Below are 23566 nucleotides of genomic sequence, written 5' to 3' on the forward strand. Positions count from 1 at the left end.
CGGCGGGAGGAAACCGCCTTATCCGTCAGTGAAAGGATAGTGCATATGGCTGAATATGACCGTCAGACCCTGAATGCGCGGGCCGGCTCGGCCTTAGCCATCGACGAGGGCCTGCGCAGTTACATGCTGCGCGTCTACAATTACATGGGCATTGGCCTGGTGGTAACTGGCCTTGCGGCCTGGTTTGCTGCCGCCGCTGCCATCACCACCAATCCAGATGCCGCCGTGGCCCAACTGGCCAATGGCCAGTATGTGACCCAGTGGGGTTACCTGCTTTATGCCAGCCCGCTGCAGTGGGTCGTGATGCTCGCGCCCCTCGCCTTCGTGATGGTGCTGAGCTTTGGCATCAACAAGCTCTCCGTACCCGCCGCCCAGGCCACTTTCTGGGCCTTCTCGGCGATCATGGGCCTGTCGATGAGCTCGATCTTCCTGGTTTACACCGACGCTTCGATCGCCAAGGTGTTCTTCATCACCGCGGCCACCTTTGGCACGATGAGCCTTTATGGCTACACCACCAAGCGTGACCTGACGGCGATGGGCTCGTTCCTGATGATGGGCCTGATCGGCCTGATCATCGCCTCGATCGTCAACATCTTCATGCAGTCAAGCATGATGGAGTTCATCATCTCCGCTGTTGGCGTGCTGATCTTTGTGGGCCTGACCGCCTATGACACCCAGAAGATCAAGGAAAGCTATGCCGAGCACCATGGTGCCGACACGCTGGCCAAGAACGCCATCATGGGTGCGCTCTCGCTGTATCTGGACTTCATCAACCTGTTCATGATGCTGCTGCGCCTGTTCGGCAACCGCGAATAATCCCGACCCGCGGCCACCCGCCGCGGATTTCGATGGACACTGTTTGGGGACCGCAGTCATAAAGGCTGCGGTCCCTTTGCTTTGTCGAGTTGACGTATCGTGTCCGACTTCCGCCTGCGCCCGTTCGAGTGGTCCGATGTGCCCGCGATCACCCGCATCTACCGACATTATGTCGATCACACCGCCATTACCTTTGATACCGAAGCGCCCGACGAAACGGCCATCGCCGAGAAATATGCGGGCCTCTTGCGCTTGGGTCATCCGGTGATCATCGCCGAGCGCGCGGGCAAGCCCATCGGCTATGCCTATGCCAGCTTTTATCGGCCCCGCGCGGCCTATCGCTTCACCTGCGAGGATTCGCTTTACCTAGACCCTGCCGAAACCGGGCGCGGCATCGGCAAGGCAATGCTGAGCGAGCTTTTGGCGCAGTCGCGGGCCTTTGGCTTCAAGCAGATGCTGGCGGTGATCACCGCCGATACGGCCAACTCGGTCGGCATCCACGAGAGATTTGGCTTCCGCCGCGTCGGCTATTACGAAGCGGTTGGCCTCAAATTCGACCGCTGGCACGACATCGTGCACCTGCAACTGGCGCTTTGATCGAGCAGCTTGTTGAACCGATGAGCCTGAGCAACATCCGCTCAGGCGCGGGCTGCAGTCCGCCAAACCGGCAACTGGCGGTTAACCCACCACCGCCAGTTGCGGATCGAGCACGCGGAGCACCTGCGCCAGTTCGTGGCCGCGCTTGAGGATGCGGCCCTGCTGGTTGGTGACGGCATATTGCCCCTGGCGATTGCGCAGGCGGGGGGTTTTCTCGATCAGGTAAAGCGGGCGCTCGGACACGCGGGCATATACCGAAAACACTGCCCGCTCGCGCAGGAAGTCCATAGCGTAATCTCGCCACTCGCCCTGAGCGACCTTGCGGCCATAAACCGACAGGATCAGCGCCAGTTCCTTGCGGTCAAAGGCAACAATGGCGGGGACCTTGCTGGGCTGCGGACTGGGCGGCGCCTCGGCCTGATGCACCAATTCGAGCTTCACCGGCTTGCTGTTTGGAACACGCGCTTGCACGCTTGGCCTCGCACTCCTTGTTGCAGAACCGTCATGATCGCGGCATTCGACCGGCGATGCAAGCGCTTCACGGCACCGCCATCGCCCTAGGCCAAAATACCCCATTTAGGCCACACTGCTTCCCTTTGGCTGCCCCATTGCACCGCGACAGTGTCATCGTTGCCCCAAGGCTGGTGGCTGGCCGACCGAGCCCCCCGAAGAACGCCGCCACCAGTTCCTCCAAAGAGCAGTCAACTTCTCCCGTCCCTGGTTTCCAGCGGCGGGAGATTTGTTTTGAGGGTCAGCGTTCGTAGGACGCAGCGCCCAGAATGGCTCCAGGCAGCCCATTGCGGTCTTCCTGCACGATCACGGCGATGCCGTCGCCCGCTTCGGCGGCAAGTTCGGCCAATGGCAGCTTGAACCGAGCCCCCGCCTCGCCCTCCCACATGCCCAGCATGTGCCGACCGGTGACCACCTGGGTATAGCTCATCGCCTTGCCGGCGTTTTCGCCGCGCTCGATCTGCACCTGCGCCTGGCGCAGATAGGTGACGAGCCAAACCACCGCATCGGCGGTTCCGGCACGAGGGCCGATCTCGACCTCGAGCATGCCGGCATCGCTTTCGATATCCACCGGCAGGGTCAGGCTGGCCGAACGAATGGCGCTATGCACTTCGGCGCGGCGCGATCCCACCACGTCCTGCTTGCCGTTGACCACCATCTGGGGCGTGTAGATGCGCGGTGTGCCCCAGCTCTTGGCATAGGCGCGCTGGCGGTCGGAATTGGCGGGATCGCCAAACGTGTCCTTCCAGCCCACATAATCCCAATAGTCGACGTGGAAAGCGAGGGCGATGACATCGTCGTCCTTGCCCAGGCTCGACAGCAGCGCATCGGCCGGCGGGCAGGACGAGCAGCCCTGGCTGGTGAACAATTCTACCACAGCCTTGGGCCGCTCGCGCAGGCTTTCGGCCTGGCTAGAGGGGGCCATGGCCAGAAGTGCGATCATCGCCATGATTACGGCGGGGGTGCAAGGAGGAACCATCCCCAAGTTGTAAGCCACAGATTGGTTGGCCCGCCAGTCAAAACCGGGTGACAAATACCGGCTCGGTTAACCTTAGGCGGGAGCGTGGCAGACCAGCTCCAGGTTATTGCCGTCGGGATCGAGCACAAAGGCGGCATAATAATCGGGACCGTAATTGGGCCGGAGCCCCGGGCCACCATTGTCGCGGCCACCTGCGGCGAGAGCGGCGGCATGGAATGCATCCACGGTCGCGCGGTCGGGGCTGCGTAGGGCGACATGGACCGGCATCGCGCCGTCGGCTGCGGTCAGCCACAGATCGGCGGGTTCGCCCGTTCCGCCCAGCCCCGCAACCCCGGGATAGGCCGCTTGCTGGCTATAGCCGAGCGGAGCCAATGCTGCCTTGTAAAAAGCCAGCATCGGCTCGAACTGCCCGGTGACAATGCCCAGATGATCGATCATTTTTTCCACTCCATTTGCGTATGGCGGAACCCTCGCAGCCCCTTGCGACAAACCCTGTCAGCAGCAAACGAAAATGGCGGCCCCCAAGGGCCGCCATCAAGAATTATCTGGCGCGGGAATGAACCCTTATGCGGCCACGAGGCTGCGCAGCACGTAATGCAGGATGCCGCCATTCTTGTAGTAGTCGAGCTCGTTGGCGGTATCGATCCGGCAGCGGGTTTCGATGATAAAGCTTGTGCCGTCGGCGCGGGTGATCTTGACCGGCACAATAGCACGGGGAGCCAGGTTTTCCACCCCGACGATGTCGATGGTTTCGGTGCCGTCGAGCCCCAGCGTCTGCCAGCTCTCGCCGTCCTTGAACTGCAGCGGGATCACGCCCATGCCCACAAGGTTGGAGCGGTGAATACGCTCGAAGCTCTGCGCGATCACGGCCTTAACGCCCAAGAGATTGGTGCCCTTGGCCGCCCAGTCGCGCGATGAGCCCGTGCCATATTCCTTACCCGCAAAGATCACGAGCGGCGTGCCCTGGCCCTGATAGGCCATGGCCGCATCATAGATCGGCATCTGCGAGCCATCGGGACCCTTGGTGAAGCCACCTTCAACGCCCGGCAGCATCTGGTTCTTGATGCGGATATTGGCAAAAGTGCCGCGCATCATCACCTCGTGGTTGCCGCGCCGGGCGCCATAGGAGTTGAAATCGCGCGGGGCGACCTGGTGCTCCTGCAGATATTGGCCCGCCGGGGTGGAGGGCTTGAACGAGCCGGCCGGGGAGATGTGGTCGGTGGTGATCGAGTCAAGGAACAGGGCCAGCACCCGCGCGCCGTTGATATCGGTCACCGGCTTGGGGGTCATGTCCATGTCTTCGAAATAAGGCGGGTTCTGCACATAGGTCGAGGAGCTGTTCCAGCCATAGGTTTCGCCGCCTTCGATGGCGATGGCCTGCCAGTTGTCGTCGCCCTTGAACACATCCGAATAGCGCCGCTTGAACATTTCAGGCGTCACATGGGTGCGCACGATCTCGGCGATCTCGTGATTGGTGGGCCAGATATCGCGCAGATAAACCGGCTGGCCGTTCGAGCCGATGCCCAGCGGCTCAGTGGTGATGTCGACATTCATCGAGCCGGCAATGGCATAGGCCACAACGAGCGGCGGGGAAGCGAGGAAGTTCGCCTTCACATCCGAATTGACGCGGCCTTCGAAATTGCGATTACCCGACAGCACCGACGCAGCCACCACGTCGCCGGTCTGGATCGCCTTGGAGATGGCGGCCGGCAGCGGGCCCGAATTGCCGATGCAGGTGGTGCAGCCATAGCCGACAAGGTTGAACCCAAGGGCATCAAGATCGGCCTGAAGGTTCGCGGCGGTGAGGTAGTCGGTCACCACCTGCGAGCCGGGGGCCAGCGAGGTCTTGACCCAAGGCTTGGAGTTGAGGCCGAGGGCGCGTGCCTTGCGGGCAACGAGACCGGCAGCCACCAGCACCGATGGGTTGGAGGTATTGGTGCAAGAGGTGATGGCGGCGATCACCACATCACCATGCCCGATGCTGAACTCTTCGCCTTCCACGGGAACGCGGGTGTCCTCGGTCTTGCCGAATTCCTTGGGCAGCCCTTCGATAAAGGCCTGCTTGGCATTGGTCAGAACGATACGGTCTTGCGGGCGCTTGGGACCCGAGATCGAGGGCACGACGGTGGAAAGATCGAGCTCGAGGGTCGAGGTGAACACCGGATCGGGCGAATTGGTGTCGCGGAACATGCCCTGGGCCTTGCTATAGGCCTCGACCAGCGCCACGCGCTCGGGATCGCGGCCCGAAGTGGTCAGGTATTTGAGCGTATCGGAATCGACGGGGAAGTAGCCGCAGGTGGCGCCATATTCAGGGGCCATATTGGCGATCGTCGCCTGGTCTTCGAGGCTGAGGTAATCGAGACCCGGGCCATAGAACTCGACGAACTTGCCCACCACGCCCTTTTTGCGCAGCATCTCGGTGACGGTCAGCACTAGGTCGGTGGCGGTGATGCCCTCGTTGATCTTGCCGGTGAGCTTGAAGCCCACGACTTCGGGGATCATCATGGTGATGGGCTGGCCGAGCATCGCGGCCTCGGCCTCAATGCCACCTACGCCCCAGCCCAGCACGGCCATGCCATTGACCATTGTGGTGTGGGAGTCGGTGCCCACCAGCGTATCGGGATAAGCGACGATCTCGCCGTTCTCTTCGCGGGTCCAGACGGTTTGGGCGAGATATTCGAGATTGACCTGGTGGCAGATGCCGGTGCCGGGGGGCACGACGCGGAAATTGTCGAAGGCCGACTGGCCCCAGCGCAGGAACTCGTAGCGTTCGCCATTGCGTTCATATTCGAGCTCGACATTCTGCTCGAAGGCCATCGGCGTGCCAAAGCTGTCGACCATCACCGAGTGATCGATCACGAGATCGACGGGCACCAGCGGATTGATCTTTTGCGGATTGGCGCCGAGCTTGGCGGTCGCATCGCGCATCGCGGCCAGATCCACCACGGCCGGAACGCCGGTGAAGTCCTGCATCAGCACGCGCGCCGGGCGATAGGAGATTTCGTGCTCGGTGCTGCGCGTCTTGAGCCATTCGGCCACAGCCAGGATATCGGCCTTGGTGACGGTGCGGTCATCTTCGAAGCGCAGCAGGTTTTCCAGGACCACTTTCATGGAATGGGGCAGCGCGGAAACGCCCTCCAGCCCGTTCTTTTCGGCTTCGGCGATGGAATAATAGGTGTAGCGCTTGCCGCCGACCTCAAGGGTCGATTTGGCGTTGAAGCTGTTCAGTGAGGTCACGGTGTTCCGCCCTGTCATCTAGCGTTGCGGCGAACGCGGGGCGTGCGGCCAAAGGGGCCGGGCAACCGCCCAAAGACGTCGCCTTTCCTGGAATGACTCCAATCTAGAGGGCTTATATCCAACAAAGATTACCCTTGCCAGTGCCGCCTTTAGTTCAATACGAGATGGGGCCATGTCCCCTCGGCAAGTGTTTCCAGCCCTGCATCTGCGCGCCCAAGGCCTTCAATGCGGACGGGGCGGCACGCCCCTTGGCCAGCCTTTGGACCTCGCGGCCGAACCGGGCACGGCGCTGCTGCTGCGCGGACCCAATGGCGCGGGCAAGACGACGCTGCTGCTGACGCTAGCGGGTGTGGTGGCACCCCTGGCGGGCAGCCTGGCGCTCGAGGGCGTTGATCCCGATGAGGGGCCTTTTCTGCATTTTTGCGGCCACCGCAACGCCGTCAAGCCGCGGCTGAGCGTCGAAGAAAACCTGCAGTTCTGGGCCGCGCTGAACGGTGGCGATGGCCTGACGGTGCCCGAGGCGCTCGAGCAGGTTGGGTTGGGCGCCCTGGCCCGGCTCGATGCCGGCTATCTTTCTGCGGGGCAGGGGCGGCGCCTGGCGCTGGCCAGACTGCTGGTCTCGCCGCGCCCGCTGTGGCTGCTTGATGAACCCACCGCCGCGCTTGACCAGCAGGGCCAGGCACTGGTTGCCGCCCTCATCGATGCGCAACTGCAAAGCGGCGGCATTGTCGTGGCCGCCACCCATGACGAACTTGCCCTCGCCGACCCCACACGGATCACCACCTTGACGCTGGAGCCGAGCCGATGAGCGCTTTTGCGGCGGCGCTCGGGCGCGACCTGCGCCTCGCCCTGCGCGGGGGTGGCGATGTGCTGACGCTGGTGCTGTTTTTCGTGATCGTGGGCGTCGTCGTGCCCTTTGCCGTTGGCCCCGACCAGGCGCTCTTGGCCCGGCTGGCGCCGGGCATGATCTGGATCGCGGCGTTTTTGTCCATGCTGCTTGGGCTTGATCGCCTGTTCCGGCCCGACCATGAGGATGGCACCCTGCTGCTCTTGCGTCAGGCGGCGCTCCCCATGCCCGCGATCATTGCGGCCAAGCTCCTGGCGCACTGGCTGCTCGCGGCCTTGCCGCTCCTCCTTGCCAGCCCGCTGCTGGCAATCTTGTTGTCCATGGACCTTGCGAGCTTTTGGCGCACCCTGCTGTCGCTGCTGGTGGGCACGCCGGCGCTCGCCGCTTTCGGCGCTATCGGCGCCGCCATTACCGTGGGCATCGGCCGGGGCGGTTTGCTGGCCCCGATCCTCATCGCGCCCCTCTCGGTGCCGGTGCTGATCTTTGGCGTTGGCGCCATTCCGGCTGGGCCTGGACCGGATCAATCCGGCAGCGCCTTGCTGTTTCTCGCGGCGATTAGCCTCATCGCCTGCGCCACTGCGCCCTTTGCTGCGGCCCTTGCGATAAGTGCGAGCGAGGATTAGTTGAGCCCCATGACGCTTGCAACCGCACCCAAACAGCGCTGGTGGAACCGCATTGCCCATCCCGGGCAGTTCGTCGCCTGGACGCGCCCGCTGCTCTGGCCCCTGACCCTGGTCACCGCGCTCCTGTTCCTGGTTGGGCTGTGGTTCGCCTTGTTCAACTCGCCCGAGGACTACCAGATGGGCGACACCGTGCGCATCATGTATGTGCATGTGCCCACCGCATGGCTGAGCCAATTCGTTTACGCGACCATGGCCGTTTCGGCGCTGGGCACCCTGGTCTGGCGGCATCCGCTGGCCGATGTGGCGATGAAGACCGCCGCGCCCCTGGGCGCCTGCTTTACAGCGCTGGCGCTCTTTACCGGCTCGCTCTGGGGCCGCCCGACCTGGGGTACGTTCTGGGAATGGGACGGGCGCATGACCTCGACCCTGGTCCTGCTATTCATCTATCTTGGCATTATTGCGCTCTGGCGCGCCTTTGACGACCAGCTGCGCGGCGCCCGGGTGATTGCCGTTTTTACCCTCGTGGGAGCGGTCAATATCCCCATCATCAAGTTCTCGGTGGATTGGTGGTCGACGCTCCATCAACCCGCCAGCGTCTTTCGCGCCGATGGGCCGCGCATGCCGCCCTCCATCCTGACGCCGCTCTTCGTGATGTTCTTTGCCTTTACGCTGCTGTTCATCACGCTTCAGCTCAAGGCGATGCACACCGAGATCAAGCGCCGGCGCGTCGCCACGCTCGAGCGCCGGACAGCCCAGGGAGCGGCAGACGCATGATCGATCTGGGACCCCACGCACTCTTCATCGTTTGCGCCTATCTCGGTGTTGCGCTTGTCGTGGCCGCGCTAATCGGCTGGACCCTCTGGGACGCGCGCCGCACCGAGCAGCGGCTCAAGGACCTTGAAGCGCGCGGCATCCGCCGCCGCTCGGCCGAGCCCGTCGCCTGATGCGCTTTCTCCTTTTCGCCCTGCCCCTGCTGCTGCTGGCCGGTCTTGTTGCGATTTTCGCCAGCACCATGAACCGCGATCCCTCGCTGGTGCGCTCGGTGCTGATCGACAAGCCGGCGCCGGTTTTCGCGCTCGAGCCCGTGCCCGAGCTGGGCGTGCCCGGCTTTGCCACCCAGGACCTCACCGGCGGGGTGACCGTGGTCAATGTCTTTGCGTCCTGGTGCATCCCCTGCCGCGCCGAGCATCCGCTGCTCACGAACCTCAAGAACAGCGGCGAGATCCGCCTGTTTGGCATCAACCAGGCCGACGCCCCCGAAAATGCCCGTGCCTTTCTGGCCGAACTGGGCAATCCCTATGACGCCGTGGGCGCCGACCGCGACCGGCGCGTGTCCATCGACTGGGGCGTTTACGGCGTGCCCGAAACCTTTGTGGTCAATGCCCAGGGGATCATCACCTTCAAGCATGTGGGCCCGCTGACCCCCACCAGCCTCGAGCAGGAACTGTTGCCCGCCATTGCCGCGGCGCGGGGATAAAGTTCAGGGCTTTTCATCCGGCGCGAAGCGCCCTCGATAGAAGTCACCGGGCGCCCCCCTCAGAAATCGCTGGTCAAACCCTTGATCTCCCAATCCCCGTAGCGCACCGGCTCAAGGCCGCCGCGGCCGCCTTTTTCGGCTGGGCTTTGGGCGGCCAGACGATCAATCTCCGCGCGCCGGGCCTGCGCTTCGGCCAGCGCGCGTTGCGCCGCGCCAGAGAGGGGCGGGCGGGGCGCCAGCTCTTGGGCGGGGAGCGCAACTTCAGGGATTGGCTCATCATCGTTCATCGTGCTTCTCCCAAGGCTCGGGCACCGGCGCCTTGCATGCAACCGGATCGCACCCAACATAATTGGCCAGACACGCAAACCCAAGAGGCACCATGTACAACACGCTTCGCACCTTTGGCCTGCTGGCGGCGCTGACGGCGCTGTTCATGGTGGTCGGCTATTTCATTGGTGGCAGCTCGGGCATGATGATGGCCTTTGGCTTTGCGCTGCTGACCAATCTGTTCAGCTACTGGAATTCCGACAAGATGGTGCTGCGCATGCAGAACGCCGTCCCGGTGGAGCGCAGCCAGGTCCCCCAGCTCTATGAGATGGTCGATATCCTCTCGCAAAAGGCCGGCATTCCTACCCCGGCCGTTTATGTGATCCAGACCGACCAGCCCAATGCCTTTGCCACTGGGCGCAATCCGCAGAACGCGGCGGTGGCGGTGTCCACGGGCCTCCTGCAGCAACTCGAGACCCGCGAAGTCGCCGCCGTGGTCGCCCACGAGCTGGCCCATATCCGCTCGCGCGACACCCTGACCATGACCATCACCGCCACCTTTGCCGGCGCGATTTCGGCGCTGGCCCAGTTCGGGCTGTTCTTCGGCGGCGGCAATAATCGCGACAATCCGCTGGGCGGCATCGGCGCGCTGTTGATGGTGTTCCTGGCGCCCGTTGCGGCGATGATCGTGCAGATGGCAGTGAGCCGCACCCGCGAATACGAGGCCGACAAGGATGGCGCCGCCATTTCGGGCGATCCCCTGGCGCTGGCTTCGGCGCTGGCCAAGATCGCCACCCTTGCCGGGCGGCAGGTCAATGTTCAAGCCGAGCGCAACCCGGCCATGGCCCATATGTACATCATCAATCCCTTGTCCGGGCAGCGGATGGACAATCTCTTTTCCACCCACCCCGACACGGGCAACCGCATTGCCCAGCTCCAGCAGCTTGCAGCGCAGCTTCAGGTGGTTGATAAGGACCCCCGGCCGGCGCGCGGGCCCTGGTCGGCTTCGCCACGCCGTCCGGCGCCTGGCGGTGCCACCTGGCGCACGCCGTCGGCCGGCCGGGACAATCCCGGTGATCGCGGCCCCTGGGGATAGAACAAATCAAGACGCACAAACCTGAACCGGCTGGCCTCAAGCTTCGCCTCGTTGCCGCCCAGCGCCTGCGGGGCGTGCTCGCGGGCGAACATTTCGCGCCCCTGAGCCCTGCCGATCTGGCTGACGGGCGCGACCGCGCTCTCGCCAACCGGCTGATCACCACGGCGCTGCGCCGCCACGGCCAGCTTAACTTCATCCTCCATGCCCTGCTCGACAAGGGCATGCCGGGCAAGTCTGGCACCTTCGAAGCCGTGCTGCGCTTGTCGGTTGCGCAACTGATCTTCCTGCCGGACCTTGGCGCCCATAGCGCGCTGTTCCTCGCCGTTGAAGCGGTCAAGCGGGACCCAAAGGCGCGCCACCTGGCCGGGCTGATGAATGCCGTGTTGCGCACCGCGCAGGCCAATTCGGCCAAGTTCAGCATGCTGTCGGACGATCTGCTGCTGCCCGAAACCTTTGGCGACACCTGGCTGGCCGCCTATGGCGAAGACGCCATCATTGCCTTTGAAGCCGCGCTTTTGGCCGGCGCGCCGCTGGACCTGACGCTCAAAGAGGATGACCCCGAACTGCGCGACGCACTCGGCGCCGTACCGCTGATGGCCGACAGCGTGCGCATCGATGCGCGCGACAAGCCGGTGGAAGCCCTGCCAGGATATAGCGACGGGCGCTGGTGGGTGCAGGATGCTGCCGCCGCGATCCCAGCGCGCCTGCTCGACCTGCCCGCGAGTTCGCGCGTGCTCGACCTTTGCGCCGCGCCGGGCGGCAAGACCGCCCAGCTGGTCAAGGCCGGCTATGCAGTCACCGCGCTCGACGCCGATGCCAAACGCATGGAGCGCCTCGCCGGCAATCTCGAGCGCCTCGACTATAGCGCGCAAACCGTCGTGGCCGATGCCACCACCTATGCGCCCGAAGAGCCCTTTGCCGGCATCGTGCTCGATGCCCCCTGTTCGGCGACCGGCACTTTCCGGCGTCACCCCGAAGTGCTGTGGCACCGCTCGCTCAGCGACATTGCCGGGCGCGTCCGCCTGCAGCGCAATCTCCTGCGCAATGCCGCCAAGTGCCTCGCGCCCGGCGGGGTGCTGATTTATTGCGTTTGCTCGCTCGAACCGGACGAGGGCGAAGCACAGGCCGCATGGGTGCTGGCCAACCTGCCCGAACTTGAACTGCTGCCGGTTACAGCAGAGCAATTGCTTGGCTTACCCCAAGCCATCACGTCAGAAGGAACGGTGCGCACGCATCCGGGCATGGCACCAGGCGCGCAAAACGGGGGAATGGACGGTTTCTTCGTGGCGCGATTCCGCCGCCGCTCCTAGAATGGCCGCCAGAAAGTCGCGCAAATCACCTAGCGCCTTTGAGGCATGAACTCGTTGCAGCCATTAGCCGCCCCGGCGGACCCATATCGCTCCCTGCCACAAGGGAGCGCCCCGCCGTGATTCCACTGGTTCATCACGCCCGCCGCGCGGCTCTTGAGCTGGCCGACCGTGTGGTCACGCTTCCGGCTGTGCGCTGGACCTGGCGCAGCCTTGCCGACAATAGCTGGAGCGGCAACCTGCCCGAACTGCGTCCGGCCGATGCGGAAGCCGTACGCGACATGATGGCGGGGCGTTATCTGCTGGCCTCCAAGCTGGTGCAGACCGGCGGCACCTCGCCCTTTGCCGAGCCGCCCGAGCACCTCGAATGGTGGCAGAACCTGCAGAGCTTTTCCTGGCTGCGCCATTTCCGCGACCTGCGCGATCCCGGCGAGCGCTTTTTCGCCCGTACCCTGGTGCTGGACTGGATCGCGCGCGATGGCGGCTTTGCCCGCGCCAGCTGGGCGCCCACGATTTGTGCGCAGCGCGTGCTCAACTGGCTGCGCCACCTCAATATGCTGCTCGATGGCGCCACCCCCGAGCAGTCCCGCACTATCCAGCGCGCCCTTGGCGCCCAGATCCAGAGCCTCAAGGTGCGCGAAGGGCTGGCGAGCGATCCGGTTGATGCGCTGTTTGCGGGCATTGCGCTTTTGGGCGCCGCCGCCTGCGATGCCGAGGGCAGCACCGATCTGGCCGCGCGGCTGCGGCGGCTCAACGCGCTTTTGGCCGAACAGCTCGACCGGGACGGGCTGCATCGCTCGCGTAATAGTCGGCTTCAGCTGCAATTGCTGGTGGAGCTTTCAAGCGTGCGCCGCGCGCCCCTGGGCCCCAAGACCGAAGCTACGGCCGAACTGGCGGCTCAGATCGATCGCATGCATATGTGCCTTGATGCCCTCACCCTGGGCACGGGCGAGCCGGCTTATTTCCAGGGCTGCGGCCAGCTACCCCACGACATCCTGATCGCCGTGCAATCCGATGGCCCGCCGCTGCGGCGGCGTAGCATGCTGCTCGGCGGCTACGGCATTTTGCGCGCCGGCGACGCGGTTCTGGTGGCCGATACCGGTCCCGCGCCTGCACCGGACTTTGCCGCCCAGGCGCATCGCAGCCCGCTGGCCTTCGAGTTCTCGACTGGCAACGCGCTGCTGGTGGGCAATTGCGGCCCAGCCCCTGCCGATCTGCCCGGCAGCGAAGCTTCGTTCCGGCAAGCCGTTGCCCATTCCGGCCCAACCATCGATGGCCAGGATCCCGAACCAGCCGGTGCAGCCGGCCGTCGCGGGCCCCTTCCCAAGCCAAAGCTGGAACTGGCGGAAAACGCGCTCACCCTCACCACGGCCGGTTATCGCCGCCGCTTCGGGGTCGACATCGAACGCCAGATCACCTTGATTGGGGATGGCGAAACCCTGGTCGGCCAGGATCGCCTGATTGCGCAGGGCACGCCCAGTGGCGTGCTCTGCCTGCGCTTTCATCTCGGGCCCGGCACGGTGGTGCACCGGGTTTCGGAAGAAAGCGTTGCGCGGCTTGTTCTCCCCAATGGCGAAGTGTGGAGCTTTTTGTGGGAAGGCGCGAGCCTTTACGAAGACGATTCCGTGCGCCAGTCTGCCTCCTTGGGCTTGGTGCGTACACGCCAACTCGTGCTCGAGGCACAGGCCGCTGCTGGCACGGAGATCGCCTGGATCTTCACCCGCCAGAACTGACAGGCGGTTGGCGCATGCGGGCGCTTCATGCTAGCGAGCACCCGGCAAACACCAGATATAGGGGCAAAACCGATGGACGCGGGCAACACACATAAGATCGGCCGGGCGCTGCTATCGGTGTTCGACAAATCCGGCATGGTCGAGTTTGCCTCGGGCCTTGCCGAAGCGGGGGTGGAACTGGTGTCCACTGGCGGCACCCAGCGCCTGATCGCCGAAGCCGGCCTGCCGGTGCGTGAGATTGCCGACCTCACCGGCTTTCCCGAAATGATGGATGGGCGCGTCAAGACCCTTCACCCCAAGGTGCATGGCGGCCTTTTGGCCGTGCGCGACAATCCCGAACATGCCGCCTCGATGAGCGAGCACGCCATCGGGCCCATCGACCTCGTCGCCGTCAATCTCTACCCTTTCGAGCAGACCGTGGCCTCTGGCGCGAGCTATGACGCGATCATCGAGAACATCGATATTGGCGGCCCCGCCATGGTGCGCTCGGCGGCCAAGAACCATGCATTCGTAACTGTGGTGGTCGACCCGGCCGATTACCCCGCCATTCTCGAAGCGGTGCGCGCTACTGGCGGCGTGCCCTTTAGCCTCCGCCAGAAGCTCGCCGCCAAGGCCTATGCCCGCACCGCCGCCTATGACAGCGCCATTTCCGCCTGGTTTGCCCAGGCGCTCGATTATCCCGAAATCCCCTATCGCGCCTTTGCCGGCACCTTGCGCGAAGTGATGCGCTACGGCGAAAACCCGCACCAATGGGCGGCCTTCTACACCACGGGCGAAAACCGCCCCGGCGTTGCCACCGCCCGCCAGGTGCAGGGCAAGACCCTGAGCTACAACAACATCAACGACACCGATGCCGCCTTTGAACTCGTGAGCGAGTTCGACCCCGCCGAGACCGCGGCCGTCGCCATCATCAAGCATGCCAATCCTTGCGGCGTTGCCGTTGGCCCCGATCTGCTCTCGGCTTATCGCGCGGCGCTGCGCACCGACCCGGTCAGCGCCTTTGGCGGCATTGTCGCCACCAACCAGCCGCTCGATGCGGCGGCCGCCGAGGAAATCGTCAAGACCTTCACCGAAGTGATCGTCGCCCCTTCTGCCTCGCCCGAAGCGGAAGCCATCATTGCCGCCAAAAAGAACCTGCGCCTGCTGCTGACCGGCGGCGTTGCCGATCCCAAGGCCGATGGGCTAACCGTCCGCTCGGTCGCCGGTGGCCTGCTCGTGCAGGGGCGTGACAATCGCAACGTCAACGACTGCGAGCTTCAGGTCGTCACCCAGCGCGCGCCCACCGAGGCCGAAATGCGCGACCTCAAGCTTGCCGCCGTAGTCGCCAAGCACGTCAAGTCCAACGCCATTGTCTACGTCAAGGATGCCGCCACTGTCGGCATTGGCGCGGGCCAGATGAGCCGGGTGGATTCCGCCCGCGTTGCCCATCGCAAATCGATCGACGCAGCCCAGGCCGCCGGGATCGAGGGAGCGCTGACGCAAGGCTCCGTCGTGGCCTCCGATGCCTTCTTCCCCTTCGCCGACGGGCTCGAAGCGCTGGTTGCTGCTGGCGCCACTGCGGTGATCCAGCCCGGCGGCTCGATGCGCGACAATGAGGTCATCGCTGCGGCCGATGCCGCGGGTATCGCCATGGTGCTCACCGGCATGCGCCATTTCCGTCACTGAACAGTAACCGTACTCTCGGGTACGGTTCTGCTTGACCGGTGCGGGGGCTTGGGCTTAGAACGGCTCCAAAGTACAGCCCCTATCCGGAACGCTCGCCCATGGCACCCCGCACGCTCTACGACAAGATCTGGGACGACCACCTGGTCCAGAACAATGCTGACGGCACTTCGCTGATCTATATCGATCGGCATCTCGTGCACGAAGTGACGAGCCCGCAGGCCTTTGAGGGGCTGCGCATGAACGGGCGCAAGGTGCGCCATCCCGAGCGCACCCTGGCGGTGGTGGACCACAATGTCCCCACCACCGACCGTTCGCTGCCTAATCCCGACCCGGAAAGCGCCATCCAGATCGCCGCGCTGGCCGAGAACACCCGCGATTTCGGCATCGAATATTTCGACCCCTTCGATAAGCGCCAGGGCATCGTGCACATCGTGGGCCCCGAACAGGGTTTCACCCTGCCCGGCATGACCATTGTGTGCGGCGACAGCCATACCTCGACCCACGGCGCCTTTGGCGCCTTGGCCCACGGGATTGGCACCTCAGAAGTCGAGCATGTGCTGGCGACCCAGACCCTGATCCAGCAAAAAGCCAAGAACATGCTGGTGCGCGTGGATGGCAAGCTGCCGCCCCATGTCACCGCCAAGGACATCATCCTGGCGATCATCGGCGAGATCGGCACCGCTGGCGGCAATGGCCATGTCATTGAATTTGCCGGCGAAGCCATCCAGGCTCTCTCGATGGAAGGCCGCATGACGGTCTGCAACATGACGATCGAGGGCGGCGCCCGCGCCGGCCTGATCGCGCCTGACCAGACCACCTTTGATTATGTTCAGGGCCGCAACCGCGCGCCCAAGGGCCAGGCCTGGGACATGGCGCTCGACTATTGGAAGACGCTTTACACCGACGAAGGCGCCCATTTCGACAAAGTCGTGGTGCTCAACGCCGCCGACCTGCCCCCGATAGTTTCCTGGGGCTCCTCGCCCGAGGACGTGATCTCGGTCACCGGCGTCGTCCCCAATCCCGACGACATCGCCGACGAAAACAAGCGCGCCTCCAAGTGGCGGGCGCTCGACTATATGGGCCTCAAGCCCGGTACCAAGATCACCGATATTCCGGTGGAGCGCGTCTTTGTGGGTTCGTGCACCAATGGCCGCATCGAGGATCTGCGCGCTGCCGCCGCCGTAATCGGCGACCGCAAGGTTGCGCCCGGTGTTTCGGCCATGGTCGTACCCGGCTCTGGCCTCGTCAAGGATCAGGCCGAAGCCGAAGGGCTGGACCAGATCTTCAAGGCTGCTGGCTTTGAATGGCGCGAACCGGGCTGCTCCATGTGCCTCGCTATGAACCCCGATAAGCTCAAGCCGCAGGAGCGCTGCGCTTCGACCTCCAACCGCAATTTCGAAGGCCGCCAGGGCTTCAAGGGCCGCACCCATCTGGTGTCGCCCGCCATGGCTGCCGCTGCCGCGATCGCCGGCCATTTCGTTGATATCCGCGAGTGGCAGTAAATCCCTGGGGAGAGCGCCTGGCGCCCTCCCTCGATGATTTCGAAGCTTTGGCCCGCGAAGCCCTTGCGGGCCTTCCCGAGCCGTTCAAGACCCTGGCGGCCGATGTCACCTGTTCGGTGGCCGAATGGGCCGAGGACGATGTGCTCGAGGGCTTTGGCATGGAAAGCCCCTATGAGTTGATGGGGCTGTTCCAGGGCATTGGCCTCACCGAAGACGGCGCCGTGCCCCAAACCGGGCAAATGCCCAATACCGTCACGCTTTACCGTCGGGCCATTCTCGATTTCTGGGCCGAAAACGACACCGACACGCTGGGCGAGATCATCACCCACGTGCTGGTGCACGAGATCGGCCACCATTTCGGCTTTTCCGACGACGACCTGGACGCCATCGACAACGCCAGCGATTAGGGACTAGGACGCCCGGTCATCCGGATTGGGCGACTGCACCGTGATCGCGGCCGGCTTGCGGGCGGCGTCGGTGGTCTGGTCTTCCTCACTGCCCTCGCGCGGCACGAATTCATAATCATTGCTGAGCGTGCCGGGCTCGTCGTCATTGACGCGCAGCGAGAGGCGCTGCTTATCCAACTGCGCGAACCAGTCATCCCAATCCACCAGTTCCCAGCCGCCATAAGGGTTCACGTCCGGCCCCTCATTGCGCTCGGCATTGAGCGCATGCTGGCCAAAGGTCAGCTGCAGCAAATAGCGGCTTTCGCGCACATCGGGCGTTTCCATCATGATGGGGTTGCCGGCTCGCGCCTGCGTCCATTGCCGGATTTCTTCCCGACCGCTCAGAACTTTCGCCATTGCTGGGCTCCTTTCAACTGTGTGTGCACAATTGCCGGACGCCCCCTTGGTTCCCGCTCCTTTCGCAGGCAATTCCCAAGCGTCGTGCCGCCTGCTATGGGGAGCCATCCCCAGCGAGGTAAGCCATGACCCCAACCAATAACCGCCTGCTGCTTGGCAAGATCGGGGCCGCACACGGCATCAAGGGCGAGGTGCGCATCGCCACCTTTACCGCCGAACCCCAGTCCATTGCCCAGTATGGCGCCCTCGAAACCGATCGCCCCGGCCTCACCATCACCATCGAGGCCCTGCGCCTGCAGAACAATGTTGCCATCGCGCGCCTCAAGGGCATTGCCGACCGCAATGCCGCCGAGGCGCTCAATGGCGTGTCGCTGTTTATCGACCGGGCTCGCCTGCCCGAGCACGATGATGAGGACGAGTTCTACCACGCCGACCTGCTGGGCCTGGAAGCGCGGCTAGAAAATGGCACCGTGCTCGGCACCGTCGTGGCGCTGCCCAATTTTGGCGCCGGCGATCTGATCGAAATCCGCGATCCCGTTTCCGGCGACACTTTTCTTTACCCCTTCACCAAGGCCGTCGTGCCCGATGTCCGACTGGGCGACGGCTATCTGACCATCGTGGTTCCCCTCGATGCACCCGAGGGCGAGGAAGAGCCCGATTGAGCTTTTCCGCTGATATCATCACCCTGTTTCCGGACCTGTTTCCCGGACCCCTGGGTGCTTCGGTGCTGGGGCGGGGCCTGGGGGAAGGCTTGTGGTCGCTGCGCACGACGCAATTGCGCGATTTCGCCACCGACCGGCACCGCACCGTGGACGACACTCCGGCGGGGGGCGGCGCCGGCATGGTGCTCAAACCCGACATCGTGGCGCGCGCCATTGATGCCGTGGCGCCCTCTGGGGATCCGCGCCCGCGTATCCTGATGAGCCCGCGCGGCGCGCCGCTGACGCAAAAGCGGGCGCGCGAACTGGCGCTGGGCCCGGGCGCCGTGATCCTTTGCGGTCGCTTCGAGGGGATCGACCAACGCGTGATCGAGCATCGTCAGCTCGAGGAAATCTCCATCGGCGATTATGTTCTCGCGGGCGGGGAAGTTGCGGCCATGGTGCTGCTCGAAGCCGTGGTGCGCCTGATCCCAGGCGTGCTCGGCGGGGCGGACAGCCATGCCGAGGAAAGCTTTGAAAACGGGCTCCTCGAATATCCCCAATATACCCGCCCGCAGAGCTGGGAAGGATCCGAAATCCCATCCGTTCTGCTGTCGGGCGACCACAAGCGCATTCGCGAATGGCGGCACGCGCAAAGCCTGGAGCTGACCCGGGCGCGACGCCCGGACCTGCTGGATTGAACGGGGTGCCGGATGTGCCCGGGATGGCTGGACTTTGCGGCAAAAATCCCCTATAGCGCCGCCACGACTGGACGGTGGGCTATCGGACCCGCTGCCGACGACAACAAGAAGACCAAACTCTCCGTTGTAACCAAGACCGGGCATCGATCCGCAAGGCTCGAACAACTGCCCCAGTGAAAAGATCAGGACGGATCATGAATATCATCCAGCAGCTCAATGCTGAGCATGTTGAGCAGCTCGCCGCCAAGCGCACTCTTCCCGAATTCACCCATGGCGATACCGTCAAGGTGTGGGTCAAGATCCGCGAAGGCGAAAAAGAGCGTCTGCAGGCCTACGAAGGCGTGGTTATCGCCCTCAACGGTGGCGGCCTGACCGCCAGCTTCACCGTGCGCAAGATTTCCTATGGTGAAGGCGTGGAACGCGTGTTCCCGCTTTATTCGCCCAATATCGCTTCGGTTGAAGTGCTCAAGCGCGGCAAGGTGCGTCGCGCCAAGCTTTATTACCTGCGCGATCGTCGCGGCAAGTCGGCCCGTATTTTCGAATCGACCAACGCCCGCACCAAGAAGATCGAGGCTGAAGAGCGTACGGCGGCCCAGGCTGCTCGCGATGCGCGTGACGCCGAAAAGGTCGCCGCTGCCGAGGCTTTTGCCGCCGAGCAGGCTGCCAAGGACGCGGAAGCTGCAGCCGCTGCTGCTGCTGCCGAGCAGGAAGCCGCTGCTGCCGGGACCAAGAGCGAATAAGCTCACGACCTCCTCCCCATTTCTGCAAAGGCCCGGCCACCAGCCGGGCCTTTGTGTTGCCGGGTGCGCCTCCCATCCCCCGCCCCCTTGCCGCTTGGGCGGCGAACGGCTAGCAACAAACCCATGTACGATTTTGCCGCCGACATTGCCGATTGTGCGCTTGCCGTGGAAACCGCGCTGGATCGGGCGCTCGGTGCGACCCGCCTTTCGGGCCCCGGCCCGGCTCCCGAGCGCTTGATCGCTGCCATGCGCCACGGCAGCCTCGCCGGCGGCAAGCGGCTGCGGCCCCTGCTCGTGCGCCAGGCCTCGGCGGTGTTCAATGTGCCACCTGCCCAATCGCTGATGGCGGGCCTCGCGGTGGAACTGGTGCATTGCTATTCCCTGGTGCATGACGATCTTCCAGCCATGGATGACGATGATCTGCGCCGCGGCCGCCCCACCGTGCACAAGGCCTATGACGACGCCACCGCGATCCTTGCGGGAGATGCGCTCCTCACCCATGCTTTTGGGCTCCTTTCCAGCCCCGAATGCCATCCCGATCCTGCGGTGCGCATTGCCCTGGTTGGGGAGCTCGTTGCCGGGAGCGGCGCTGGGGGCATGGTTGGGGGGCAAATGCGCGACATTGCCGGCGAAGACGCCGATCTCTCGCCGGCCGAAATTGCCACCATGCAGGCGATGAAAACCGGCGCCCTGATCCGCGCCAGCGTGCGGATCGGAGCCCTGCTCGGCACGACCGATGGCCGCGCCCTTTCGGCCCTCACCGCTTATGCCGAAGCGGCCGGTCGCGCCTTCCAGCTCGCCGACGATATTCTCGATGTCACTGCCTCGCCCGAAACCATGGGCAAGGCCACCGGCAAGGATGCCGAGGCGGGCAAGCAGACCCTCGTGGCCTCGCTTGGCCTTGATGGGGCTCGCACGGCCCTGTCGCGCACCGTCAACGAGGCTTTGCTGGCCCTGCGTACCTTCGGCCCCAAGGCCGACGGCTTGCGCGCCACGGCCCGCTATTTCGCCAGCCGGGAGCATTAGCGGGTGCACGAACTGCTTGCCGTCTGCTGCGGAACGCCCCAGCCGATCCCGGGCAAGAAGGCCAAGACCGGCATCTTCAAGACCGCGGTGGAGGGCCCGGTTGCCATCGACACGCTTGGCCTTGCCGGCGATGCGGTGATGGACCGCAAGCACCATGGCGGCGTCGATCAGGCGGTGTACCTCTACTTCGCCGATGATTACCGCTGGTGGGCCGGCCAGTTGGGCAGCACGCCCCTGCCCGGTACCTTCGGCGAAAACCTGCTGCTCGAGGGCTTCGATGGGCGCGCCATCGCCGTTGGCGATCGCTTCGGCATCGGGGCGGTGGAGCTCGAAGTCACCTCCCACCGCACGCCCTGCCTGACCTTCAGCGCCCGCATGGGCGATCCGCGCTGGGCCAAGCGCTTTCACCGCGCCAACCGCCCCGGCGCTTATTGCCGCGTGCTGGCGACTGGCGAAGTCGCCGCGGGAATGGCGGTTACCTACACCCCCTTTGCCGGGACCCGCATCACCGTCGCCGAACTGATGGCGCTGGACGGGGTGCGCGATCCCGATCCATCCATCCTGCGCCGCGCGCTTGAAGCGCCCCTGCACCACAAGCTGCGCGACGATTTCGCCTCGCGGCTCGCCCGCCTGTTCTGAGGATTTTCATGACCCTGCAATCTGTCCGCGCCGACCTGGCGCTGCGTGCCCCCGACCTGCCCATCATCGAAACCGCGGAGGCGACCTCGACAGTCGATCTGGCGGCGGCGGTGCATGGCTGCGCGCCCGGACAGATCGCCAAGACGCTGTGCATCCGGGTCAAGGGGGAAGTGCTGCTACTCGTGACGCGTGGCGATGCGCGGCTCGACAACACCAAGGCCAAAACAGCGCTCGGCGGCCGCCCCCGCATGCTGGGAGCCGAGGAGGTGGAGCAGCTCACGAGCCACAAGGTGGGCGGCGTTTGCCCCTTCGGCCTGCCCCAGCCGCTGCCGATTTTCCTCGATCAATCGCTCAAGATCTATAACGCAGTCATCCCGGCCGGCGGGGACACCCATTCCTCGGTGCGCCTGAGCCTCGAGCGGCTGGCCGAACTCTGCGGCAACCAATGGGTGGATGCCTGCCTTGTCCCCGAGGCGGTCACGCCCTAGTCCAGCACCCCCAGCGCCTTGAGCACCAGCAGGGCCACGATCAAGGCACCGATATAGATCCAGCGCCGCTTGTTGCCATAAAGCAGCTGCAGGGCGCTGCGGCGCCCTTGCCGCTCCTCAGACTCTTCAGTCATTCCGCCGCCGTTTGCTGGCCGGCACCGAATTTGCGCTCGATATAATCGGCCACCATCACCTTGAACTGGTCGGCCACATCGGCCCCGCGCAGCGTCGCAACCTTCTGGCCATCGACGAAGACGGGCGCCGCAGGGGTTTCCCCGGTGCCGGGCAGGGAAATGCCGATATTGGCGTGCTTGGATTCACCCGGGCCATTGACGATGCAGCCCATCACCGCGACCGAAAGGGTTTCAACGCCGGGATAGCGCTCCTTCCACTCCGGCATGGAGGCGGACAGGTGATCCTGGATGTCCTTGGCCAGCGTTTGGAACGTGGTGGAGGTGGTGCGCCCGCAGCCCGGGCACGCAGCCACCACCGGCAGAAACTGGCGGAAGCCCATGGTCTGCAGCAGCTCCTGGGCTACCTTGACCTCGGTGGTGCGGTCCCCACCCGGCTCGGGGGTCAGCGAAATGCGGATCGTGTCGCCAATCCCCTGCTGCAGCAAAATGCCAAGCGCGGCCGAGGAGGCCACAATGCCCTTGGAGCCCATGCCCGCTTCGGTCAGCCCGAGATGGAGCGCATAATCGCAGCGCGCCGCCAGATCCTGGTAGACGGCGATCAGGTGCTGCACATCGCTGACCTTGGTGGAGAGGATGATCTTGTCGCGCCCGAGCCCAATTTCCTCGGCCCGGCGCGCCGACAGCAGGGCCGACTGGATGATCGCCTCGCGCTGCACGGCGGCGGCCGAGATGGGGGCCGCGGACACCGCGTTTTCGTCCATCAGCCGGGTGAGCAGCTCTTCATCGAGCGAGCCCCAATTGACCCCGATGCGCACCGGCTTGTTGTAGCGGATGGCGAGTTCGATCAGCGTCGAGAACTGCGTGTCGCGCTTGGCCTTGAAGCCCACATTCCCCGGATTGATGCGGTATTTCGCCAGCGCCTCGGCGCAGGCCGGGTGATCCGTCAGCAGCTTGTGGCCGATATAATGGAAGTCACCCACCAGCGGCACGTCATAGCCCATGAAGGCCAGCCGGTCGCGGATATGGGGTACGGCAGCCGCCGACTCGTCGCGGTCCACGGTGATCCGCACGATCTCCGAGCCCGCTCGCGCCAGCTGCATCACCTGCCGCACGGTCGCATCGATGTCGGCGGTATCGGTATTGGTCATGGATTGCACCACGACCGGTGCGCCCCCGCCGACCAGGACCCCGCCAACATTGACTCCAACCGATTGCCTGCGCAGTGCCGGGCCCGACATGAAACACCTCTTTGCTGAGCCACAAATAAGGCGAGCAGCCTACAAGCGCAATCCGACGCTTACGTGAACGGGGAGGTCTTGAACTAAAGCGAGCCAGGGCCATTTAAGAGCTATGATGAAAAACCTCTTCTCGCCCCTCAATTTGCTCGGTCGCTTCACCGTGGGCCGGTTCTTTATCTTCCGCAAGGAACTGCTGCTGCTTTGGCGCGGCTTCCGGCACGCGGAAACGCCGCTGGCGCTCAAATTCGCCATGCTGCTGGTGCCGCTGTACCTGATCAGTCCGGTCGACCTGATCCCCGACGTGCTGCCCTTCCTTGGCATCGTCGATGACATGGTCATCGTGCCCCTGCTGGTAAGCTGGATCGTCGGTATGCTGCCGCTCGAAGTGCGCGGCGAAAAGGCCCGGGCCGGTGCCCGCGCCGCTCGTCCTACTCAGGGCAATGTCATCGACGGCAAGGCCCGCCGGCTTTGACCCACTGGCCCGGTTCAAGCCGGGACAGCGG

Annotated in this window: 28 protein-coding genes; 20 read left to right on the top strand and 8 right to left on the bottom strand. The window is 64.5% G+C overall.

What is annotated here, in order from left to right:
- Positions 1-45 precede the first annotated feature (45 nt).
- Both ELX51_RS17720 and ELX51_RS17725 read left to right on the top strand, forming a co-directional pair.
- Entirely contained in the window at positions 46-816 is a 771-nt protein-coding gene (locus ELX51_RS17720; protein ID WP_127754739.1) for a Bax inhibitor-1/YccA family protein, read from the top strand.
- A gap of 99 nt (positions 817-915) precedes the next feature.
- Positions 916-1413 (top strand): GNAT family N-acetyltransferase, encoded by a 498-nt coding sequence (locus ELX51_RS17725; RefSeq protein ID WP_127754740.1) that lies wholly within the window; start codon positions 916-918, stop codon positions 1411-1413.
- An 81-nt stretch (positions 1414-1494) separates the two neighbouring features.
- Here ELX51_RS17725 and ELX51_RS17730 read toward each other — a convergent pair whose 3' ends face one another.
- From ELX51_RS17730 to acnA, 4 genes are all read right to left on the bottom strand, one after another.
- Complete coding sequence (locus ELX51_RS17730) at positions 1495-1842, bottom strand: DUF2794 domain-containing protein (protein WP_248305368.1); 348 nt, start codon at positions 1840-1842, stop codon at positions 1495-1497.
- Between the two features lie 322 nt (positions 1843-2164).
- Positions 2165-2866 carry a DUF1223 domain-containing protein gene (locus ELX51_RS17735; RefSeq protein ID WP_164854909.1) on the bottom strand — a complete coding sequence of 234 codons (702 nt, stop codon included), beginning with the start codon at positions 2864-2866 and terminating at the stop codon, positions 2165-2167.
- Between the two features lie 108 nt (positions 2867-2974).
- Positions 2975-3340 (bottom strand): VOC family protein, encoded by a 366-nt coding sequence (locus tag ELX51_RS17740; RefSeq protein WP_127754743.1) that lies wholly within the window; start codon positions 3338-3340, stop codon positions 2975-2977.
- A gap of 126 nt (positions 3341-3466) precedes the next feature.
- Positions 3467-6157 carry an aconitate hydratase AcnA gene (gene acnA, locus ELX51_RS17745; protein WP_206524655.1) on the bottom strand — a complete coding sequence of 897 codons (2691 nt, stop codon included), beginning with the start codon at positions 6155-6157 and terminating at the stop codon, positions 3467-3469.
- A 154-nt stretch (positions 6158-6311) separates the two neighbouring features.
- On the opposite strand from acnA, the gene ccmA reads away from it, so the two are divergent.
- The 5 genes from ccmA to ELX51_RS17770 are packed head-to-tail and all read left to right on the top strand — an operon-like array spanning position 6312 to position 9086.
- Complete coding sequence (gene ccmA, locus ELX51_RS17750; RefSeq protein ID WP_127754745.1) at positions 6312-6947, top strand: heme ABC exporter ATP-binding protein CcmA; 636 nt, start codon at positions 6312-6314, stop codon at positions 6945-6947.
- The gene (gene ccmB / locus ELX51_RS17755; RefSeq protein ID WP_127754746.1) at positions 6944-7609 is read left to right on the top strand and encodes a heme exporter protein CcmB; all 666 of its coding nucleotides are present in this window, start codon (positions 6944-6946) and stop codon (positions 7607-7609) included. The genes ccmA and ccmB overlap by 4 nt, the downstream gene beginning before the upstream one ends.
- Positions 7610-7618: 9 nt before the next feature.
- Positions 7619-8383, top strand: a complete 765-nt coding sequence (locus ELX51_RS17760; protein WP_127754747.1) for a heme ABC transporter permease — start codon at positions 7619-7621, stop codon at positions 8381-8383.
- Entirely contained in the window at positions 8380-8553 is a 174-nt protein-coding gene (gene ccmD / locus ELX51_RS17765) for a heme exporter protein CcmD (protein WP_127754748.1), read from the top strand. The genes ELX51_RS17760 and ccmD overlap by 4 nt, the downstream gene beginning before the upstream one ends.
- Entirely contained in the window at positions 8553-9086 is a 534-nt protein-coding gene (locus ELX51_RS17770; protein ID WP_127754749.1) for a DsbE family thiol:disulfide interchange protein, read from the top strand. The genes ccmD and ELX51_RS17770 overlap by 1 nt, the downstream gene beginning before the upstream one ends.
- Before the next feature lie 59 nt (positions 9087-9145).
- On the opposite strand, the gene ELX51_RS17775 is transcribed toward ELX51_RS17770, so the two are convergent.
- Positions 9146-9373 (bottom strand): DUF1674 domain-containing protein, encoded by a 228-nt coding sequence (locus tag ELX51_RS17775; protein ID WP_127754750.1) that lies wholly within the window; start codon positions 9371-9373, stop codon positions 9146-9148.
- Positions 9374-9465: 92 nt separating this feature from the next.
- On the opposite strand from ELX51_RS17775, the gene htpX reads away from it, so the two are divergent.
- From htpX to ELX51_RS17805, 6 genes are all read left to right on the top strand, one after another.
- A complete protein-coding gene (gene htpX, locus ELX51_RS17780; protein WP_127754751.1) occupies positions 9466-10449 on the top strand; it encodes a zinc metalloprotease HtpX in 984 nt (327 codons plus the stop codon).
- A gap of 74 nt (positions 10450-10523) precedes the next feature.
- Complete coding sequence (locus tag ELX51_RS17785) at positions 10524-11759, top strand: RsmB/NOP family class I SAM-dependent RNA methyltransferase (RefSeq protein ID WP_127754752.1); 1236 nt, start codon at positions 10524-10526, stop codon at positions 11757-11759.
- 116 nt (positions 11760-11875) lie between these two features.
- Positions 11876-13489, top strand: coding sequence for a heparinase II/III family protein (locus tag ELX51_RS17790; RefSeq protein ID WP_127754753.1), 1614 nt, complete (start codon positions 11876-11878; stop codon positions 13487-13489).
- Between the two features lie 72 nt (positions 13490-13561).
- Positions 13562-15154: a bifunctional phosphoribosylaminoimidazolecarboxamide formyltransferase/IMP cyclohydrolase gene (gene purH, locus ELX51_RS17795; RefSeq protein ID WP_127754754.1), complete on the top strand. Its 1593-nt coding sequence runs from the start codon at positions 13562-13564 to the stop codon at positions 15152-15154.
- Between the two features lie 98 nt (positions 15155-15252).
- Positions 15253-16656 (top strand): 3-isopropylmalate dehydratase large subunit, encoded by a 1404-nt coding sequence (leuC, locus tag ELX51_RS17800; RefSeq protein WP_127754755.1) that lies wholly within the window; start codon positions 15253-15255, stop codon positions 16654-16656.
- On the top strand, positions 16647-17063 hold the full coding sequence (locus ELX51_RS17805; protein WP_127754756.1) for a metallopeptidase family protein: 417 nt from the start codon (positions 16647-16649) through the stop codon (positions 17061-17063). Before leuC ends, ELX51_RS17805 begins: the two co-directional genes overlap by 10 nt.
- Positions 17064-17066: 3 nt before the next feature.
- Here ELX51_RS17805 and ELX51_RS17810 read toward each other — a convergent pair whose 3' ends face one another.
- A complete protein-coding gene (locus tag ELX51_RS17810; RefSeq protein WP_127754757.1) occupies positions 17067-17459 on the bottom strand; it encodes a hypothetical protein in 393 nt (130 codons plus the stop codon).
- Between the two features lie 125 nt (positions 17460-17584).
- On the opposite strand from ELX51_RS17810, the gene rimM reads away from it, so the two are divergent.
- The 6 genes from rimM to ELX51_RS17840 all read left to right on the top strand — a co-directional run bounded on the left by rimM (position 17585) and on the right by ELX51_RS17840 (position 21691).
- Positions 17585-18121: a ribosome maturation factor RimM gene (rimM, locus tag ELX51_RS17815; protein WP_127754758.1), complete on the top strand. Its 537-nt coding sequence runs from the start codon at positions 17585-17587 to the stop codon at positions 18119-18121.
- Positions 18118-18798, top strand: a complete 681-nt coding sequence (gene trmD, locus ELX51_RS17820; protein WP_127754759.1) for a tRNA (guanosine(37)-N1)-methyltransferase TrmD — start codon at positions 18118-18120, stop codon at positions 18796-18798. The genes rimM and trmD overlap by 4 nt, the downstream gene beginning before the upstream one ends.
- 194 nt (positions 18799-18992) lie before the next feature.
- On the top strand, positions 18993-19538 hold the full coding sequence (gene rplS / locus ELX51_RS17825) for a 50S ribosomal protein L19 (RefSeq protein WP_127754760.1): 546 nt from the start codon (positions 18993-18995) through the stop codon (positions 19536-19538).
- Between the two features lie 123 nt (positions 19539-19661).
- Positions 19662-20564, top strand: coding sequence for a polyprenyl synthetase family protein (locus tag ELX51_RS17830; RefSeq protein WP_127754761.1), 903 nt, complete (start codon positions 19662-19664; stop codon positions 20562-20564).
- Positions 20565-20567: 3 nt separating this feature from the next.
- Positions 20568-21203 (top strand): MOSC domain-containing protein, encoded by a 636-nt coding sequence (locus ELX51_RS17835; protein ID WP_127754762.1) that lies wholly within the window; start codon positions 20568-20570, stop codon positions 21201-21203.
- Between the two features lie 8 nt (positions 21204-21211).
- A complete protein-coding gene (locus tag ELX51_RS17840; protein WP_127754763.1) occupies positions 21212-21691 on the top strand; it encodes a YbaK/EbsC family protein in 480 nt (159 codons plus the stop codon).
- On the opposite strand, the gene ELX51_RS20105 is transcribed toward ELX51_RS17840, so the two are convergent.
- Together ELX51_RS20105 and ispG are read right to left on the bottom strand one after the other, a co-directional pair.
- Positions 21688-21825 carry a hypothetical protein gene (locus tag ELX51_RS20105; RefSeq protein WP_164854910.1) on the bottom strand — a complete coding sequence of 46 codons (138 nt, stop codon included), beginning with the start codon at positions 21823-21825 and terminating at the stop codon, positions 21688-21690. The genes ELX51_RS17840 and ELX51_RS20105 overlap by 4 nt on opposite strands.
- A complete protein-coding gene (gene ispG, locus ELX51_RS17845) occupies positions 21822-23063 on the bottom strand; it encodes a flavodoxin-dependent (E)-4-hydroxy-3-methylbut-2-enyl-diphosphate synthase (protein ID WP_127754764.1) in 1242 nt (413 codons plus the stop codon). Before ispG ends, ELX51_RS20105 begins: the two co-directional genes overlap by 4 nt.
- Before the next feature lie 115 nt (positions 23064-23178).
- Here ispG and ELX51_RS20185 point away from each other — a divergent pair, with 115 nt between their 5' ends.
- Positions 23179-23535, top strand: a complete 357-nt coding sequence (locus ELX51_RS20185) for a YkvA family protein (protein WP_206524657.1) — start codon at positions 23179-23181, stop codon at positions 23533-23535.
- Positions 23536-23566 lie beyond the last annotated feature (31 nt).

This window comes from Devosia sp. 1566, from assembly GCF_004005995.1.
Taxonomy (GTDB): domain Bacteria; phylum Pseudomonadota; class Alphaproteobacteria; order Rhizobiales; family Devosiaceae; genus Devosia.

Bases quoted from the DNA above. Each gene is read 5' to 3' on its own strand.
- ccmD (WP_127754748.1), top strand. From the start codon at position 8,380: ATGATCGATCTGGGACCCCACGCACTCTTCATCGTTTGCGCCTATCTC.
- ispG (WP_127754764.1), bottom strand. From the start codon at position 23,063: ATGTCGGGCCCGGCACTGCGCAGGCAATCGGTTGGAGTCAATGTTGGC.
- ccmA (WP_127754745.1), top strand. From the start codon at position 6,312: ATGTCCCCTCGGCAAGTGTTTCCAGCCCTGCATCTGCGCGCCCAAGGC.
- ELX51_RS17760 (WP_127754747.1), top strand. From the start codon at position 7,619: ATGACGCTTGCAACCGCACCCAAACAGCGCTGGTGGAACCGCATTGCC.
- purH (WP_127754754.1), top strand. From the start codon at position 13,562: ATGGACGCGGGCAACACACATAAGATCGGCCGGGCGCTGCTATCGGTG.
- rimM (WP_127754758.1), top strand. From the start codon at position 17,585: ATGACCCCAACCAATAACCGCCTGCTGCTTGGCAAGATCGGGGCCGCA.
- ELX51_RS17810 (WP_127754757.1), bottom strand. From the start codon at position 17,459: ATGGCGAAAGTTCTGAGCGGTCGGGAAGAAATCCGGCAATGGACGCAG.
- ccmB (WP_127754746.1), top strand. From the start codon at position 6,944: ATGAGCGCTTTTGCGGCGGCGCTCGGGCGCGACCTGCGCCTCGCCCTG.
- ELX51_RS17770 (WP_127754749.1), top strand. From the start codon at position 8,553: ATGCGCTTTCTCCTTTTCGCCCTGCCCCTGCTGCTGCTGGCCGGTCTT.
- ELX51_RS17740 (WP_127754743.1), bottom strand. From the start codon at position 3,340: ATGATCGATCATCTGGGCATTGTCACCGGGCAGTTCGAGCCGATGCTG.
- htpX (WP_127754751.1), top strand. From the start codon at position 9,466: ATGTACAACACGCTTCGCACCTTTGGCCTGCTGGCGGCGCTGACGGCG.
- ELX51_RS17840 (WP_127754763.1), top strand. From the start codon at position 21,212: ATGACCCTGCAATCTGTCCGCGCCGACCTGGCGCTGCGTGCCCCCGAC.
- ELX51_RS17775 (WP_127754750.1), bottom strand. From the start codon at position 9,373: ATGAACGATGATGAGCCAATCCCTGAAGTTGCGCTCCCCGCCCAAGAG.
- acnA (WP_206524655.1), bottom strand. From the start codon at position 6,157: ATGACAGGGCGGAACACCGTGACCTCACTGAACAGCTTCAACGCCAAA.
- ELX51_RS17735 (WP_164854909.1), bottom strand. From the start codon at position 2,866: ATGATCGCACTTCTGGCCATGGCCCCCTCTAGCCAGGCCGAAAGCCTG.
- leuC (WP_127754755.1), top strand. From the start codon at position 15,253: ATGGCACCCCGCACGCTCTACGACAAGATCTGGGACGACCACCTGGTC.
- ELX51_RS17720 (WP_127754739.1), top strand. From the start codon at position 46: ATGGCTGAATATGACCGTCAGACCCTGAATGCGCGGGCCGGCTCGGCC.
- ELX51_RS17830 (WP_127754761.1), top strand. From the start codon at position 19,662: ATGTACGATTTTGCCGCCGACATTGCCGATTGTGCGCTTGCCGTGGAA.
- ELX51_RS20105 (WP_164854910.1), bottom strand. From the start codon at position 21,825: ATGACTGAAGAGTCTGAGGAGCGGCAAGGGCGCCGCAGCGCCCTGCAG.
- rplS (WP_127754760.1), top strand. From the start codon at position 18,993: ATGAATATCATCCAGCAGCTCAATGCTGAGCATGTTGAGCAGCTCGCC.
- ELX51_RS20185 (WP_206524657.1), top strand. From the start codon at position 23,179: ATGAAAAACCTCTTCTCGCCCCTCAATTTGCTCGGTCGCTTCACCGTG.